Annotated in this window: 13 protein-coding genes, 1 tRNA gene, 1 other RNA gene and 1 pseudogene; 8 read left to right on the top strand and 8 right to left on the bottom strand. The window is 66.2% G+C overall.

Features of this window, described 5'->3' with window-relative positions; translation table 11 throughout:
- Position 1: 1 nt before the first annotated feature.
- Entirely contained in the window at positions 2-433 is a 432-nt protein-coding gene (locus C477_RS02225; protein WP_008892801.1) for a histone family protein, read from the bottom strand.
- Between the two features lie 66 nt (positions 434-499).
- The gene (locus C477_RS02230) at positions 500-1,963 is read right to left on the bottom strand and encodes a single-stranded DNA binding protein (RefSeq protein ID WP_008892802.1); all 1,464 of its coding nucleotides are present in this window, start codon (positions 1,961-1,963) and stop codon (positions 500-502) included.
- A 345-nt stretch (positions 1,964-2,308) separates the two neighbouring features.
- On the opposite strand from C477_RS02230, the gene C477_RS02235 reads away from it, so the two are divergent.
- Positions 2,309-2,381: transfer RNA gene (locus tag C477_RS02235), tRNA-Arg, on the top strand.
- A 135-nt stretch (positions 2,382-2,516) separates the two neighbouring features.
- On the opposite strand, the gene C477_RS02240 is transcribed toward C477_RS02235, so the two are convergent.
- Positions 2,517-3,197 carry a transcriptional regulator FilR1 domain-containing protein gene (locus tag C477_RS02240; RefSeq protein ID WP_008892803.1) on the bottom strand — a complete coding sequence of 227 codons (681 nt, stop codon included), beginning with the start codon at positions 3,195-3,197 and terminating at the stop codon, positions 2,517-2,519.
- Positions 3,198-4,094: 897 nt separating this feature from the next.
- On the opposite strand from C477_RS02240, the gene C477_RS02245 reads away from it, so the two are divergent.
- Together C477_RS02245 and C477_RS02250 are read left to right on the top strand one after the other, a co-directional pair.
- On the top strand, positions 4,095-5,000 hold the full coding sequence (locus C477_RS02245) for an esterase/lipase family protein (RefSeq protein WP_008892804.1): 906 nt from the start codon (positions 4,095-4,097) through the stop codon (positions 4,998-5,000).
- Positions 5,001-5,399: 399 nt separating this feature from the next.
- Positions 5,400-6,923, top strand: coding sequence for a hypothetical protein (locus tag C477_RS02250; RefSeq protein WP_008892805.1), 1,524 nt, complete (start codon positions 5,400-5,402; stop codon positions 6,921-6,923).
- A gap of 206 nt (positions 6,924-7,129) precedes the next feature.
- On the opposite strand, the gene rnpB is transcribed toward C477_RS02250, so the two are convergent.
- Positions 7,130-7,552, bottom strand: an RNA gene (rnpB, locus tag C477_RS02755) — RNase P RNA component.
- A 213-nt stretch (positions 7,553-7,765) separates the two neighbouring features.
- On the opposite strand from rnpB, the gene C477_RS02255 reads away from it, so the two are divergent.
- On the top strand, positions 7,766-8,368 hold the full coding sequence (locus tag C477_RS02255; RefSeq protein ID WP_008892806.1) for a TIGR00296 family protein: 603 nt from the start codon (positions 7,766-7,768) through the stop codon (positions 8,366-8,368).
- Between the two features lie 119 nt (positions 8,369-8,487).
- Here the strand turns inward: C477_RS02255 and C477_RS02260 are convergent, their stop codons facing one another.
- From C477_RS02260 to C477_RS02275, 4 genes are all read right to left on the bottom strand, one after another.
- On the bottom strand, positions 8,488-9,228 hold the full coding sequence (locus C477_RS02260; RefSeq protein ID WP_008892807.1) for a sensor domain-containing protein: 741 nt from the start codon (positions 9,226-9,228) through the stop codon (positions 8,488-8,490).
- Between the two features lie 149 nt (positions 9,229-9,377).
- The gene (locus tag C477_RS02265; RefSeq protein WP_008892808.1) at positions 9,378-9,650 is read right to left on the bottom strand and encodes a DUF7521 family protein; all 273 of its coding nucleotides are present in this window, start codon (positions 9,648-9,650) and stop codon (positions 9,378-9,380) included.
- Positions 9,651-9,652: 2 nt separating this feature from the next.
- Positions 9,653-10,111, bottom strand: a complete 459-nt coding sequence (locus C477_RS02270; protein ID WP_008892809.1) for a DUF7521 family protein — start codon at positions 10,109-10,111, stop codon at positions 9,653-9,655.
- Positions 10,108-10,464, bottom strand: coding sequence for a helix-turn-helix transcriptional regulator (locus tag C477_RS02275; protein WP_008892810.1), 357 nt, complete (start codon positions 10,462-10,464; stop codon positions 10,108-10,110). Before C477_RS02275 ends, C477_RS02270 begins: the two co-directional genes overlap by 4 nt.
- A gap of 310 nt (positions 10,465-10,774) precedes the next feature.
- On the opposite strand from C477_RS02275, the gene C477_RS02280 reads away from it, so the two are divergent.
- From C477_RS02280 to C477_RS02295, 4 genes and pseudogenes are all read left to right on the top strand, one after another.
- Positions 10,775-11,557, top strand: a complete 783-nt coding sequence (locus C477_RS02280; RefSeq protein WP_008892811.1) for a sensor domain-containing protein — start codon at positions 10,775-10,777, stop codon at positions 11,555-11,557.
- Positions 11,558-11,828: 271 nt separating this feature from the next.
- Positions 11,829-12,869 carry an ABC transporter ATP-binding protein gene (locus C477_RS02285; RefSeq protein WP_008892812.1) on the top strand — a complete coding sequence of 347 codons (1,041 nt, stop codon included), beginning with the start codon at positions 11,829-11,831 and terminating at the stop codon, positions 12,867-12,869.
- Positions 12,866-13,765: an ABC transporter permease gene (locus C477_RS02290; protein ID WP_008892813.1), complete on the top strand. Its 900-nt coding sequence runs from the start codon at positions 12,866-12,868 to the stop codon at positions 13,763-13,765. Before C477_RS02285 ends, C477_RS02290 begins: the two co-directional genes overlap by 4 nt.
- A 237-nt stretch (positions 13,766-14,002) precedes the next feature.
- A pseudogene (locus C477_RS02295) lies at positions 14,003-14,971 on the top strand (M48 family metalloprotease); the annotation flags it as partial.

Below are 14,971 nucleotides of genomic sequence, written 5' to 3' on the forward strand. Positions count from 1 at the left end.
CTCACTCGAACAGCGAGAAGTACGTCTCGATGTCGTCGTTGGTGATCGTCCGGCGGTCGGCGTGGCGCGCGAGGGTCGCGGCCGCCCGAGCGACGTTGTCCGCGTAGTCCTCGAGAATGTCGGCCAGCGCCACCCGGGCGTCCATCGAGACGCGATATCGGTCGTCGATTTCGAGTCTGGCGATGCGGTCGACGGGCGCGACCGGAAGCTCGAGGCCGTCTTTGTCGACAACCGTCTCGACGCCGAAGTCCTGGGCCATCAGCGTCTTGCGCCCGTCTCGGGTCGCTTGCTCGGCGGCGTCGATCGCGAGCTCGCTCCCGTGTTCTTGAATCCGCGTTGCGAGTTCCTTCGACGCGTCGGCACTCACCCGTAGATCGCCCGCGTTCCGCCGGATGATCGTGTCCACCGGGGCGAACGGGAGTTCGACGTTCATACCATGCTAGGCGGAGCAAAGTCCCTTAACGCTTTTCCTAGACGTCCGATGAGGTTGCTCGCGGCGTCAGAACACGTCGTTTGCCTCGAGGCGACCGTCCCGGACGATCCCGCGGGCGGTCACCTCCTCGCCGAGGCCGACGTCGGCGTCGGTCGCGACGCTCATCGTCGACTCGCCGTCGTCCAGAACGACCGGGTCGCCGGCCTGCACGACGACGCCGGTGAACTCGAGTTCCTCGCCGTCGGTCGGCTCGTCCGCTTCGGCGCCCTCGGCGCCGCCGGCGTCGTCGGACTCGTCGCTCGAGGCGGCACTCGCCCCGGTTTCGTCCTCGCCTGCCTCGCTGCCGTCGTCGCCGGCGAACGCCGAGAGGCCGGCGTTCTCGTTACTCGGATCGTCCGCGGCGCTCTCGCCGCCGGCGTTGCCGGAGTCGGACTCGAGGACCGTGATCGTCGACTGCCAGCCCGCGGAGGCCTCGAGGTCGTCCTGCCAGCCGTCCTGAATCTCGACGTCGCCGAGGGCGACCTCGTCGCCCGGCCCGACGTCGATATCGGCCTTGTCGCCCCACAGCGCGACGCGGATGTCGCCGGTCGCGTCCTGGACGCGAATGTTTCGAACCTGTCCCTCGGAGCCGTCGTCGCGGTCGAAGGTCCGCTTCGGGTCCGCAGAGCGGACGACGCCCGCGATGTCGACGGTCTGTCCGATCTCGAGGTCCTCGATCGGCGTGCTCTCGGGGACGTACTCGACCTCCTCGTCGACTTCCTCGACGGCGCCGCGGTTGCCGACGTGGAGTTCGAGGTTGCCGTCGCGTTCCTTGACGTAGCCGTCGATCACCTCGACGGTCTCGCCGGGGTCGAACTCGGTGGCGAGGTCGGCCTGCTCGTCCCACAGCGTGACGCGGATGCGGCCGGTCTCGTCGCCGAGGACGAGGTTCGACACCTTCCCCTCGGAGCCGTCGTCGCGGTCGAAGGTTCGAACGCTGTCGGTGTCTAAGACCAGCCCGACGAGGTTGACGTTCGAGAGACCGAGCGAGAGGGCCTCGACGGTGTGGGTGTCCGAAACTTGGACGTCGATCTCTGTGTCCGGATCCGGTTCGACGTCGTCGACGCTGACCTCGACCCCGGAAAAGCCCTCCTTGGGACGCCCCTTGATTCGCAGTACCTGGCCCTCCTCGAGTTCCTCGGTGGCGGCCTCGGCGTGCTCGTCCCAGAAGGCGGCCCGGACGGAGCCGGTCTCGTCGGCGACCTCGACGTTGACGACGCGGCCGTCCTCGTCCTCGCCGTCGCGTTCGAACGTCCGCACGTCGCCGATCGAGAGCACTTTGGCGACGAACTTCGCCTCCTCCATGCCGGGTTCGATGTCGGCGATACCGCCGACCTCGCTCTCGCCGATCTCGTGAGCGACGAGCATCGCCGCCGTCTCCTCGTCCGCGAGTCCGCCCATCTGCTCGACTTTCGCCTCGACGGCCTCGCGAAACTCCTCGAGAGAAACGTCGGCCTCGAGGTCTTCGTACACGCCCTCGATGTCGCTCATTCTATGTTCGTGCATGGGTAGGCCGCGCATAAGCGTTGTTCATTCGGCGTCCCAGTGCGGGTCGACGGCCGACGAGTACGGCGGTACTACCGATTCGATCGAGCGATTTCGATCGTTCCGGCACGGCGGCCTCGGGTCGCGTGTCGACGGCACTCGAGCGGCAGGTCATAGCTCCCGTTGGGCGCCCGATCGAATATAAACGTCAGCGTGGGCGACGGGACGCTGGGCTATCGTTGTCCGATCTCGAGAGACAGCCGTTTACAAGCAGGTCGTGCGTGAAATTGTCGTGCGGGAGCCGGTCGCTTTCGAAAGTGCTTTAATGGTAACCCGGTTACGTAGAGATGAGTCCTGATAGGGTAGTGGACTATCCTCTTGGCTTGCGGAGCCAGGGACCGGAGTTCAAATCTCCGTCAGGACGCTCACTTATCGCGAGTGCTTTACGTTGTTCAGCACTCGCTTTTGCGTTCGGTTCTGACGTGCCCAACGCTCGCTAGCGCTCGCGTTTGACTCCGTCAGGACGCTTTTCTAAATGCACACAGATTGCGCCGAAGACTCACAGCGAGAGCGGCGCCGATTGCTCGAGGTGGCGCTCGTACGTTTCCGCTGCCCACGCTCTGATTTCGGCCGCGTCGGTCTCGACCAGCGCGCGGGGGATCCCGTCATCGTCCTCGACGCCGATCTGGACGACATCGTCGAAGAGGCCGAGGTAGTAGGTGAGTTCGCGGTCCGCCACGCGCATCGTACACGCCTCGTGGGCCCGAATCTCGGCGACCAGCTCCCGGTACTCGGGTTCGGACCGCAGCGTCGACTCGAGGGTCGCGCTGTGGACGACCTCCTGGGACTGTCGTGCTCGACGACGCGCTCGCGGGCGACCGTCAGCGCCGGCAATCCGATCGCCGGGAGCAGACACCGAAATCGGTCGGCGCGCTCCATCGCCTCGATGTGGCGGTTGACGGGCGCGTACGGGTCTGTCGAGTTCCTCGGCCACGACTTCCCCCAACGGTCGGATCTCGTACTCGCGAACGCGACAGCGGATCAGTTCCCGCCCCTCGAGCGCGTCGAGATTCCGCTGAACCGTTACCCGCGAGGCGTCGGCCTCCTCGCGCAGTTCGGCCTTGGTCAGGCGGTCGGTCTCGCGGAGTCGCTGCAGGATGGCGACCCGAACCGGCGACTGAGTCAGGAAGTTCACGACGTCGACGGATTCGGCGTCCGTCTCCCCGAGTGTGCTGTTCATCCCTCGCTCGTCCCACTCGCGACCGATTGAATCTAGGTGTCCGGTTCTCGCGAGAACTGATTAGAACGAAGACCGTTCCGCAGTTGCAACCGATAAACGAGGCGTGTGTGGTGCGAAATCGGACACTCTACCGCGTCTCGCATCGGTCATGGAACCGAGCAGTTCGAACGCCGGACGGTCCAGCTGGTGACGACGGACGAGGGACCGGATCCGCCGGCACGGTCGACTCGGCTCGAACCTCGCGGCTGCGACCGCCGTTCAAAGGGTGAAATAGTTCAGGCCCGTCGAACCGACGCCGAATGAGATTATGGTAAATGGTAACAAACATCATACTGGGCCATGGACCGAAGAAAACTCCTGAAAGGCGCGGGCGCCCTCGGAGCGGCGCTCACCGGCCTCGGTGGCGCGTCGACCGCGGCGGGTCGACACAGGTACCCGTCGGTACGGATCATCAACACGAACGAACCGCTTCGAGGGGGAGAGTGTTCCGCCTCACGGCACGGATCACGAATCACGGATCCGCGCGACTGCGCGGGAACGCACGGCTGATCGTCGGTAACGATCCGGATTAGGTCGATAGTCGGTACGTGTCCCTCGCGTCGAACCAGAGCACCACTGTGACGCTCGGCTACAGGACCTACCCGGTTCAGACGAGGGACGTCTTCCCGGTCCGGGTCAGGTGCGAGAACAGATCCGATTCCCGGATCGTCAGCGTCGCTCCGGCGCCGTGACTCGGCCGCATCGACCCCGACGACCGCCCCGATTCGATTTCTTTCGCACGGCCGGACCGCGATGACGGCACCGATCTACCACTTCGGACACCGGAGTGTGCCTGCACGCCTGGTACGGGGATCCGGTCCCGACGTGCGACCGACCTGCGTGATGGTCGTGGGATCCATGGATCGAAATCGCGCGGACGAAACCGATGCGGCGGAAACGGACGAGATCGAATCGCCGACTACGAGTCGGCGGCGACTACTGCAGACGACGGCCGCGACGGCGATCGGCGGTGCCGGACTCGCCGGCGCGTCGGGGTCGGCCTCGGCATCAGGCATTACCGGCTGCGACGACTGGCTGGACGCCCCCGCGGAGTATCCGGAGATCGACCTCACCAGCAGCAATCCGACGGCGACGAACGTCGACGACCTCGGAGACGACCCGGTCGTCGTCTTCGTCCACGGCTGGCTCGGCCGCGAGACCAGCACCGATCAGGCATACACCCTCGAGCGAGCCTTCGAGGAGGCCGAGTACGACGGCCGCGTCGTCGCTGCGTCGTGGGCCTCGGATACCCTCAACTACTGGCAGGCCGAGGGGACGACCGAGACGGCCGGGCGGCGTCTGGCATCGTGGCTGGCGACCGACCGCATCGACCTCGAGGAGGCGACGGTTCGACTGGTCGGGCACTCGCTGGGCGGCCGGCTCTGTCTGGAGGCGCTGGCGGTACTGGGCGACGACGCGACCGTCGACAGCGTCGCGCTGGTCGGGGCGGCCGCCGCCGACGACTCGGTCTGTACGGACGGCGAATTCGCCTACGGTATCGAGACCGGCGCCGATGCGGTCTTCAACTATCACTCTGAGAACGACGACAGCGTCTGTTACGGCTACGAGATTCAGTCGCTCTCGAGCGGACTGGGTTGTGGCGGTGCCGACTGCAGCGGCGGCTGGATCACCGACGACAGCGGGACGACGCCGGACAACTACACCGACGTGGACGTGACCGACACCGTCGGCGACCACTGTGCGTATATCAAACCGGAGGTCGGCTGCGTGCCGCAGATGGTCGGGGACTTCGAGTCCCAGTGACGTCCACGCGACAGCCGCTGTTTACGTGACAGCCGCTGTTTCTACGATAGACGCGAGTAGTCAGTTCGGTACAACTCAACTGCGTACCGAAGGCGGCTCGAACGAGATCCGGACGAAATCGAGTGTTCCGCCATCGGCCGGAGACGCCGAATAGATTCGTTCCCCCGGATTGCGAAGAATCCGACTCGCGCGGCCGCGGCGCTATTCTACGAACTCGACTCGAGGATTGTCCACGTTCGATCATCCGCTGCTCGAACCGCGTCCCCGAACGGCCCGGAGAGGCGTATACAACGGCGAACGGGGTATCGTTTCAATTTTGCAACGATATGGTAGAGAGTTAATTATTGCTGTGTGGCTGTCAATAACAGAATACGAAATTATCATCTGCCCAATTGCGTCATGGCTGACAATCACGGAAACCAGGACGGACTGAAGCGAAGAGGCTACCTCAAAGGAATCGCAGCGACCGGACTCGGTGCCGGCGCCCTCGTAACGGGTACCGGCCGTTCACACGCGGACGCGGACGGCGCCCGCGACGTCGACGGCGACAGCGTGTATCTGGTCTTCGGAGCCGACTCGTCCGAAGCCGATCTCGACTCGTGGGTCGAAGCGCACAGGGACGAGATCGCCGCGGGGTCCCAGAGCTCGACCGCGCAGGTCATCCAGTACCAGGACGTCTCCCAGCTCAACGTCTCCCAGCAGGGCAACGCCGTCAGCATCGCGATCGACGGCGGCGAGGCGACGGCGGCACAGCAGGTCGACCAGAACAATACCAACACCCAGGCCGGGAGTGCCGAGTCGGTAACCGTCGAGGAGGAGACGACCGACCGGACGTTCACCGGCGTCGGGCAGGTGTACGTCATATTCGCCGAGGAGACCGAGTGTCGGGAGTTCACCGGCTTGGTCGTCGGCGAGGACGCCTATCAGAGCGAGCAGTCGGCCGAGGCGACGATCGATCAGAGCCAGGAGGTCGACCAGTACAACTACAACAGCCAGAACACCGCGGTCGCGATCGCAGCGAACGGGAGCCGATCGCGGGCGTACCAGCGCAGTTCGCAGACGAACGAGAACTACCAGCACGCCGACGCCGTCGCGGCGAACATCGGCGACGGCGACCGTCAAGAGGCCGACGCGTCGGTCGAGCAATCCCAGACGGTCTCGCAGCTGAATGTCAGCGAACAGGGCGTCGCCATCGCGATCGCCGTTGGCAGCGGGAGCGTCGCGGAGGCGTTCCAGGTGAGTTCGCAGGGTAACCTGAACGAGCAGGTCGCCGACGCCGCCGCGATCGACTTCGATTCGAAATCCGTCGATGAAGTCACCGCCAGCGCCGACATGGTCGGCTCGGTTTCGGACGAGAAGCTGACCCGCTCGAAAGCCGGAGCGGAGCAGTCGAACGCACAGGCGGCGTCGGCCGACGTCACGCAGGTACAGAGCGTCGGGCAAGAGAACATCAACCTGCAGAACGCAGCCATCGCCGTCGGGATCGACGACAGTCAGGCGACGGCCCGACAGGAGAGTTACCAGGGGAACTTCAACGCGCAGGTCGCGTCGGCGGAGGCACTGAACGTCGACAAGTCCCACTGCAGCACGAATGCGGTGGTGACCGGGACGGACGAGAACGGCGACGAGTCGTGGGCGGTCGCCTACGAGACCGGGAACGGCGAGAGTTCCCAGCAGGTCGCCGAGGTCGACATCGACCAGTTACAGTTCGTCGAACAGCTGAACGTCAACGAGCAGTTCGGCGCGGTCGCGTTCGCCAGGGACTGTGGCGACGCGGTGGCAGAGCAGCTGAACTACCAGGTGAACGAGAACGTGCAACTGACCGAAGCGCGCACGACTAACGAAGGCACCGGCGACGACAAGAACGGAAAGAAGAAGAAAAAGGAGGAAAAGAAGAACGGAGGCGAGAAGCAGCGCTGTTAAAAGAACGAACCCGGCGCCGATTCGTCGACTAAGCATTTTCAGCACCCGATGGCGGCGACCGTGCGAAGACGAAATTCCGTTCTTTCTACGAACCTGCGTCGAAAAACCGTTCTCCGGTCGCTTGGGCTACTCGACGTGCGTGCCGCGTCAGAACGCGACCGAAAACGGCGCTGGTGTCGCGTCGCCACTCGAGTGCGAAAACGGGTGAGAGGAGTAAGCCCCCTTCTGTTCGATCCGGCATTCGGCTGAGCGTCCGCGCCGTCCGCGGAAACCGCGGGGCGTTCGGGCTACCACGGCGCGGACTTGCACCGGTGAGGGTTCGCCGTTCCATCGGTCCTCGGCCGTCTCTGTGCGGTCGGTCACGACGGGCGTGACTCGCGGTTTCGAACCGCGTGCTGTCGACCGCACGACTCGGCGGCGAGCGCCGCCTCGCGTACCGTGGTCGCTTCGCGACCACGCTTTCCTCAGCGGGTCAACTCCCCTTCCTCTCGGTCGGGTTCGCGCGCATCATCGGTCGGGCCGAGACGTGTCGTTTCTGTTCCAGAGCCAGCGGTCTCCCGCTCCGGACTTGCGTCCGGTCACCTGCCCGAACAGGTGGGGGGACTTTCCTCGCGGGCGTGGCGCATCTCGAAGAGATGGGCCACGTTAGGTGCGTTGGGCACCTCGGAGAGGTGGCCAACGGTAGGTGGCCGCGCCGTTGCCGGCGGGGCCATCGCGGCGGCCGGACTCTCTCTCCCACTCGAGGTAGGCCCGTCGGCCGAATAAGTCCCCCGGTCGACGTACAAAAAGCGCACCGTAACGAATGGAAGCGTTTTAGGACGACCATTCCCATGTTCATCTGTATGTCCCAGCGACAGGGCGTCGACCTCTCCTACGAAGACGGTGCACGCGCGGTCGAACTCGCGCGTGAAGCCGTCGAATCTTTCGTACAACACGGGCAACGAGAACAACCGGGCAGTATGCGCGAGGCTTTCTACGAGCGAACCGGCGCGTTCGTTCGTCTCGAGTCGACGCGCGGCCGGGGGAGCCTTCGCGGCTGCGCCGGCGGCTACCGGTCCGGGGAACAGCTCGGCCACGTGATCGTCGATTCGGCGATCGAAGCGGCCAGCGAGGACTCCTGTGGCTCCGAAGTGACCCCCTCCGAACTGCCGAATCTCACCGTCTCGGTTTGTGCCGTCAGGAACGTCGTGCTGACGGACGATCCGCTGGCGGATCTCGAACTGGGGACCCACGGCGTCGCCATCGACGGCAACGGCAAGGGCGGCTGGCTCTACCCGACGGTTCCGGTCCAGAACAACTGGAGCGCCCGGGAGTATCTCGACCGGACCTGTCGAAAGGCGGGGCTGCCGCCGACGGCCTGGCAGGACGACGACGTCGTCGTCACGCTGTTCGAAGGCCAGGTCTTCCGCGAGCGGGAGGCCGACGGCAGCATCGAGGAACTGTAGACTCGATCACAGGGGAGTCGGACGCAAACGGGGAAGCGATACGCGTCGCCGATCGACGCGCGGATTTTCGAGGACTTCGCTCTCGAGTGCCGGCTGTGCTCACAGCTTCGTGCCTCGAGCTACGGCCGGTCACCGATAGCGTCGGTATCTCGTTGTGACAGACCGTCGTCGAGCAAGGCGGTAGTCAGGTAGCCACCGACGGCCGCCAGTCCGTTACACACGTGGAGCGCGAGGAATCCGCCACAGACGCCGACACTCGCGACCGCGATGGCTTCGGGGAGCGAGTCGACGACGTACACGCCCACGGTGTAGCTGATGGTCGGATCGGAGTAGACAAACGGGGTCGCGAGGAGTGCCACGACGAGGGTGCCGGCGGTGAGGACGACAGTGAACGCGACCACGCCGTAGCAGAACTTGGCGACGAGCAACAGGAGGCTCGTCCATGTCGTCGGCGCGGTCACCAGCTCCTCGAGCGCGTCACGGAACCCGTCCTCGGCCCGGAAGAGGCTGCGCGGGTTCTCCGCGCGGAGCGATTCGGGAACGGGCGCCTCGAAGCCGGCGAGACGAGCGGTGAGTCGCGCGTCGAACGCCGCGAGGATCGTTGCTCCGATCAGCGTCATTACGAGGAGGGGAATCCCCAGCAGCGTGATGAGCAAGCCGACTCCGAGCGCGAATCCAGTAGTGACCCCGATGAAGTACAGGAGCCCGAGCGGGAACGCCAGCAGCAGATACAGCAGGTTCAGATAGGTCCGAGTACGAAACGGGACGCCGAAGAACCAGCGCAGCGGGTTCTCGTCCGGATCCGGTCCGGTGTTCGGTTCCGTGGTGCACCCTCGAGCGATCGTCGATAAGTCCGACATCGTGGGTACTTGAGGGGATGGGCGGACAGTCCGTATAACGAGTCAACGGATTGGTGGGCCGCCAACTCGGCGCAATATTTTTACGTGTTGGCGGGGCCGAGAGAACGTTAGACTCCCGTCGATGGACCCGTCTGACGTCCGGCTCCCGGTCAACGGTCGAACGTGCGGTAAATGACCGCCAGCCCGACGGTGTGAGAGAGGGTGACCGCGAGCAGGCTCTGGGCGTCGGTGAGTCCGAGCAGCGGGTCGACAAGATAGAGGATCGCGTAGGGAACGACGGCGATACAGACGATGCCGAACGCGAGCGCTCGCATCGTCCGACTGTCGTTGCGCCGGTAGCCGCGGTACGCGAGGTGGGCGACGAACAGCCCGACGACTGCCGTGAGGGCGGACGCGACCGCGGTGATGGATTCGAGTGCCATTGTCAGGTGGTGTAGACGGCGTAGAGGATGGCGAGCAGGCCGCACAGTTCCGACAGCGTCGTCACCAGCAACTGCGCTGAGAGCGGAATCGCCGCGACGTTGCCCGCGAGCAGGCGGAGGAACATCGGCCCCGGCGCGAGCAGGAACATGCCGACGGCGAGCCACAGGATCGGCCGCGCCTTCGTCCGGCGATAGCCCTCGACGAACCGGTAGGTGACGAGTACGGCGAGGACGGTCGCCGCGAGGAAGGTGACGATGGCGGCGAGCACGACGGGCGTCGATCCGCCGACGCTGTCGACCGAGACCTGTCCCGGGTGCGGCGTCGGCGACGATTCGAGCGAGAGGGGATTACCCACCGGCGACGCAGGCCTCCCGGGTGCGAGCCCCCTTGACGCGACGGCCGCGATCGCTCCGCGGAGCGTCTCGAGCCCGCCGATCGTCCCGCTTGTGGTCCCGATCATCCCGAAAACTCCTCGTAGAGTCGCGTGAAGGTGTCCGCGGCGTCTTCCTCGGCGTACTCGACCGCGACGTCGAACCCGTCCTCGGTGACGTCGATCCCGACGTGCTCGAGGCTGGCGACGTAGACCTTGTAGTGGTGGCCGTTCGGATCGAGCCGCTGCTGGTCCCGCAGGAGCCCCCGCTCCTGGAGGCGGTCGATGCGCCGGTAGACGGTCGACGGATCGGCGTCGCAGGCGTCGCTCAGGGCGTCGGCCGGCCGGGCCTCGCGGTACGTTTCGACGATGATCGTCCGCGCGTACTCGTCCTCGAGGAGGGCGAGCAACTCCTCGGTCTCGGGATCGACGCCGGTCGTCATCGGCAGTCCCTCCCTCGCGTCCCGCGAGCGAGCCGTCGCAACCGCGACTCGGCTCCGACCGACAGAAACCGACGGCTGGCCGGCTCGAGCGCGGGCTCGCCGCGGAGTTTCGGTCGCCGAAACGACACGTCTGTCTCGAACCCCGTTCGACAGGGAAATAATCGTTCGGATCCGTAACGGGTTCGCGCGGCCCTCGAGGCGGGCGAGCGACGTCTGCGGAACGCGGCGGCGGCGCGCGCCGACGGCCGCACCCGGGTCGTCGTCTCGTCATCCGCCAAGATTTATGTTAGGCGGCCGAAGAGAATCAGACGTGAGTCATCGATCCGGTCGCTTCCCACCCGGAACCGCCCGGCGGGCGGTACGGACGGCGATAACGAGCCCGTTTCGTCCGCAGACCTATCTGAACCTGCTGTATCTGCTGCTGGCGTTCCCGCTCGGACTCCTCTACTTCATCTTCCTGGTCACGGGAGTTTCTCTCGGCGTCGGCCTGTTGGTGATCCTCGTCGGCGCGCCGATCCTGCTGGTGGTGTTCCTCGCCAGCCACGTCTTCGCGGCCTTCGAGCGCGCGAGCGCTCGCTACCTGCTCTCGGTCGAGATCGACTCGCCGGAGTATCCGTTCCTCGACGACGGGGGCGTGACGGACGGCTTTCGCTCGCTCCTGTTGGGTCCCGGGACGTACAAGGCGATGGGCTTTCTCGTCGCGAAGTTCGCCATCGGAACCGCGGCGTTTTCCATGCTGGTCATGCTGTTCACGACCGCGATAACGCTCCTCTTGACGCCGCTGTACTACCAGAATCCGAACGTCCATATCGGCTTCGTCACCAACGGTGATCCAGTTCAGCTCACGCCGTCGCTGCAACTGCCGTGGAACGACCTCCTGGTCGGGGCCGAGTTCGCCGTCACGATCACCGAATGGGAGGTGACCACCCTCCCCGAAGCGCTCGCGGTCTCGGCCGTCGGCCTCGTCGCGTTGCTGCTCTCGCTGGCGATCTGCAACGGCTTCGCCTGGCTCGTCGGCCAGTTCAGCCGCGTCCTGCTCGGCCGGTCCAGCCGCGCGGCCCTCGAGGACCTGCAGGATGGACTGGCCCGCTGAAGCGGTCCGACAGCTCCTCCTATATAAGCGTTCGGCACGGCTGAGGGGTCGACAACTGTGAACCGCCTTATAGGATCGATCCGGTCGACGCTCGAAACGCAATGAGCGATCCGCACTCCCGTGCCGGCCGCGCCGCGACCGGAACGGCCGGCAGTCCGGTACCGACGACGTCTCGAACCGCTCCCGAACGTTCGCTCGCCGAGCGCGCGCGTCCCGAGTCCGTGGACGGGCGTCCGTTCGCCCCCGCGCGGCCGGAGGTGGAGGGGTAACCATGGCGGCCATCGAGACGAGGAACCTGACGAAGCGCTACGGCGACGACGCGGCCCTCGAGGGGCTCGAGTTGACCGTCGACGAGGGCGAGGTGTTCGGCTTCCTCGGCCCCAACGGCGCCGGCAAGACGACGACGATCGACCTCCTGCTCGATTTCATCCGCCCGACCGACGGCTCGGCGACGGTGCTCGGCCACGATACGCAGGACGAAACCGACGCCGTCCGCGATCGGGTCGGCATCCTTCCCGACGGGTTCGACCTCTGGGAACGCTCCTCGGGGTATCGCCACCTCGAGTTCGCTCTCGCGTCCAAGGGCGGCAGCGAGTCGCCCGAGGCGCTGCTCGATCGCGTCGGCCTCGACCGCGCGGACGCCGAGCGCCCGGTCGGCGACTACTCGAAGGGGATGGCCCAGCGACTGGCGATGGCGATGGCGTTGGTCGGCGATCCCGACCTGCTGATTCTGGACGAACCCTCGAGCGGCCTCGATCCCCACGGCATCCGGACGTTCCAGGAGATCATCCGCGAGGAGGCCACCGACGGGACGACCGTCTTCTTCTCGAGTCACATCCTCGGCCAGGTGTCGGCCGTCTGCGACCGGGTCGGCATCTTAGACGACGGCGACCTCGTCACCGTCGACACCATCGCCGGCCTGCGCGAGCGCTCCGGCGTCGGTTCGAGTCTCGTCGTCGACGTCGCGGAGGAGCCGGTCGTCGACCTCGGCGAGATCGACGGCGTCACCGACGTGACGGTCCGCCAGGACGGACGGCTCCGAGTCACCTACGCCGATCCGGCCGCGAAGGCGCTAGCGCTTCATCGCCTCGTCGACTCCGGGGCGACGATCGTCGACTTCGACGTCGAGGAGCCGACGCTCGAGGACCTCTTCACGGCGTTTACCGGAACCGACGCGGACTCGGTCCAGGCGGGAGAGTCGTCCGACGAATTGGGACGGGCCCGTCACCGGGCAACCGACGGCGGCGCGCGCGTCGATTCGAGCGGGCCGGATCGTGCTCGCGCCGACGCGGAAACGGAGGTGGGTCGATGAGTTCGACGCTGATCGCCCGCAAGGACTTCGAGGACGCCATCCGCTCCAGGCTTGTCTGGGCGGTGATGGGCGTCTTCCTCTTCCTCATGGCGCTGGTCGCGGTCAGCGCGTCGACCCAGGACCTCTCGGAGGTCGAGCCGACCCAGCTGATCGTCACCGTCACCAACATCGGCGGGCTGTTGTTCATCCCGATCGTCTCGCTGATCGTCGGCTACATGGCGATCGTCGGCGAGCGCCAGTCGGGCAGTCTGCGGGTGCTGTTCGGCCTCTCGCACAGCCGGTGGGACGTCTTCGTCGGCAAGTTCGTCAGCCGGCTCGGCGTTGTCTTCGTCGCGACGCTCCTGACGGTCGCGTTAACCGTCGGCATGGCGGTGGCGATGTTCGATTCCGTCCCGCTGGGGACCTACCTCGGCTACTCGGTGCTGACGATCCTACTCGGACTGGCGTTTGCCGCCATCGCCGTCGGCGTCTCGGCGGTGTCCACGTCGCGGATGCAGGCGATGGGCGGTGCGATCGGGAGCTACGTCGTGTTCTCCCTGATCTGGCATCCGCTCGTCGCCGGCGTTCACTACCTCCTCGAGGGGAGCATGCCTGGGCTCGAGGCCCCCGAGTGGTACTTCCTCCTGCTCCGGCTGAACCCCCTCGACGCCTACCGGCAGGTCTCGAGCGAACTCGCCAGCGAGTTCATCTGGGGGATCATCGGGATGGAGAGCATCGTCGAAGATATCCCGGACGCGGCGTTCGAGAACCCGGACACCCTCCTCGTCTCGAACCGCGTGAGCGGCGACCTTCCGTTCTACCTGAGCGACTGGTTCGCCGCCGTCGTCCTGCTGGTCTGGATCGTCGTCCCGCTGGCGATCGGCTACTGGCGGTTCGACGGCGCCGACCTGAACTGAGAGCGGATCGGTCCCCCGCCGTCGCGTCGCTTCGGCCCTCCGCGGGAGGCGCGTCGACCGTCTGCCTCCCCGCATCGTTTCCACCCAGTCGTGGGATCGAGCGTCGACTCGCTGCGATCGGGTGTTCGTGTCGCTTGTCAAAACACTCTCACCTGAAAACATTATATGCGAGCAGTGTTCATTTCGAAACGAGAAACAGTGAGTGAAGGCCCTCCTCGGTTGTCGCTCGGCCTCCGAATGATCGCGACGACGCTCGTCCTCGCGACCCTGACGCTCGGCTTTCTCGCCGTTATCTGGCGGCTCGTCGCGGCCATCGTGTCGCTTTTCGCACTCCCGTCGATCGTCGCGGGCGCGGTCGCGCTCGGTCTGCTCGCGATTTTCGTCGGCGTCCAACTCGGGCGGGTCAGCACCGTTGCGGCCCACGCCGACGCGAGACCGGTCCCGCCGGACGCGTACCCGGCACTGGACGGGGCCGTGACCAGAGCCGCGGCGCAACTCGACGTGCCGGTCCCGACGATCGCGGTCTCCGATCGGTCGGCGCCCGAGGCCCTCGTCGTCGGCTTCCGCCCCGAGAACGTCCACCTCGTCCTCTCGCGAGGGACGATCGACGCGCTCGAGGACGCGGAACTCGAGGCGGTCGTCGCCCACGAACTGGCCCACGTCGCGAACCGCGACGCGATGGTGATGACCGCCGCCGCGACGCCGATCGTCCTCGCGCGAGCGCTCAAATCGAAGGCTGCCCGACTGGCCTTCGCCCGTCCCGATGAGACCGAGTCGCCGACCGCGTTCCTGCGGCGCTCGCCCGGGAAGTTCGTCGGCTACACGCTCATGGGGATCGCAGCCGCGCCGCAGCGACTCCTCTGGTTCCTGTTCGGCGGACTCTCGCTCGTCACGCTCGCGCTCGCGACGCCCGCCGTCGCCGTCCTCTCGCGGGGTCGGGAACTGGCCGCGGACCGCACCGCCGCAACGGCGACGGGCTCGCCGGCGGCGCTGGCCAGCGCGTTGCGGACCCTCGAGAACGGGATCGACGAGACGCCTGCCGAAGACCTCCGGGCGGCCTCGAGCATCTCGTCGCTGTCGATCCTCCCGCTGGATCGACCGGGAGACGACGCGACGGCGGCGGGAACCGCCGGTTCCGCAGCGAGCGGCGACCGCGGCGGCCGCCTCGAGCGGTTGCTCTTCGCGACGCATCCCTCGACCGAGCGC

The sequence above is a fragment of the Haloterrigena salina JCM 13891 genome, assembly GCF_000337495.1.
Classification (GTDB): Archaea; Halobacteriota; Halobacteria; order Halobacteriales; family Natrialbaceae; genus Haloterrigena; species Haloterrigena salina.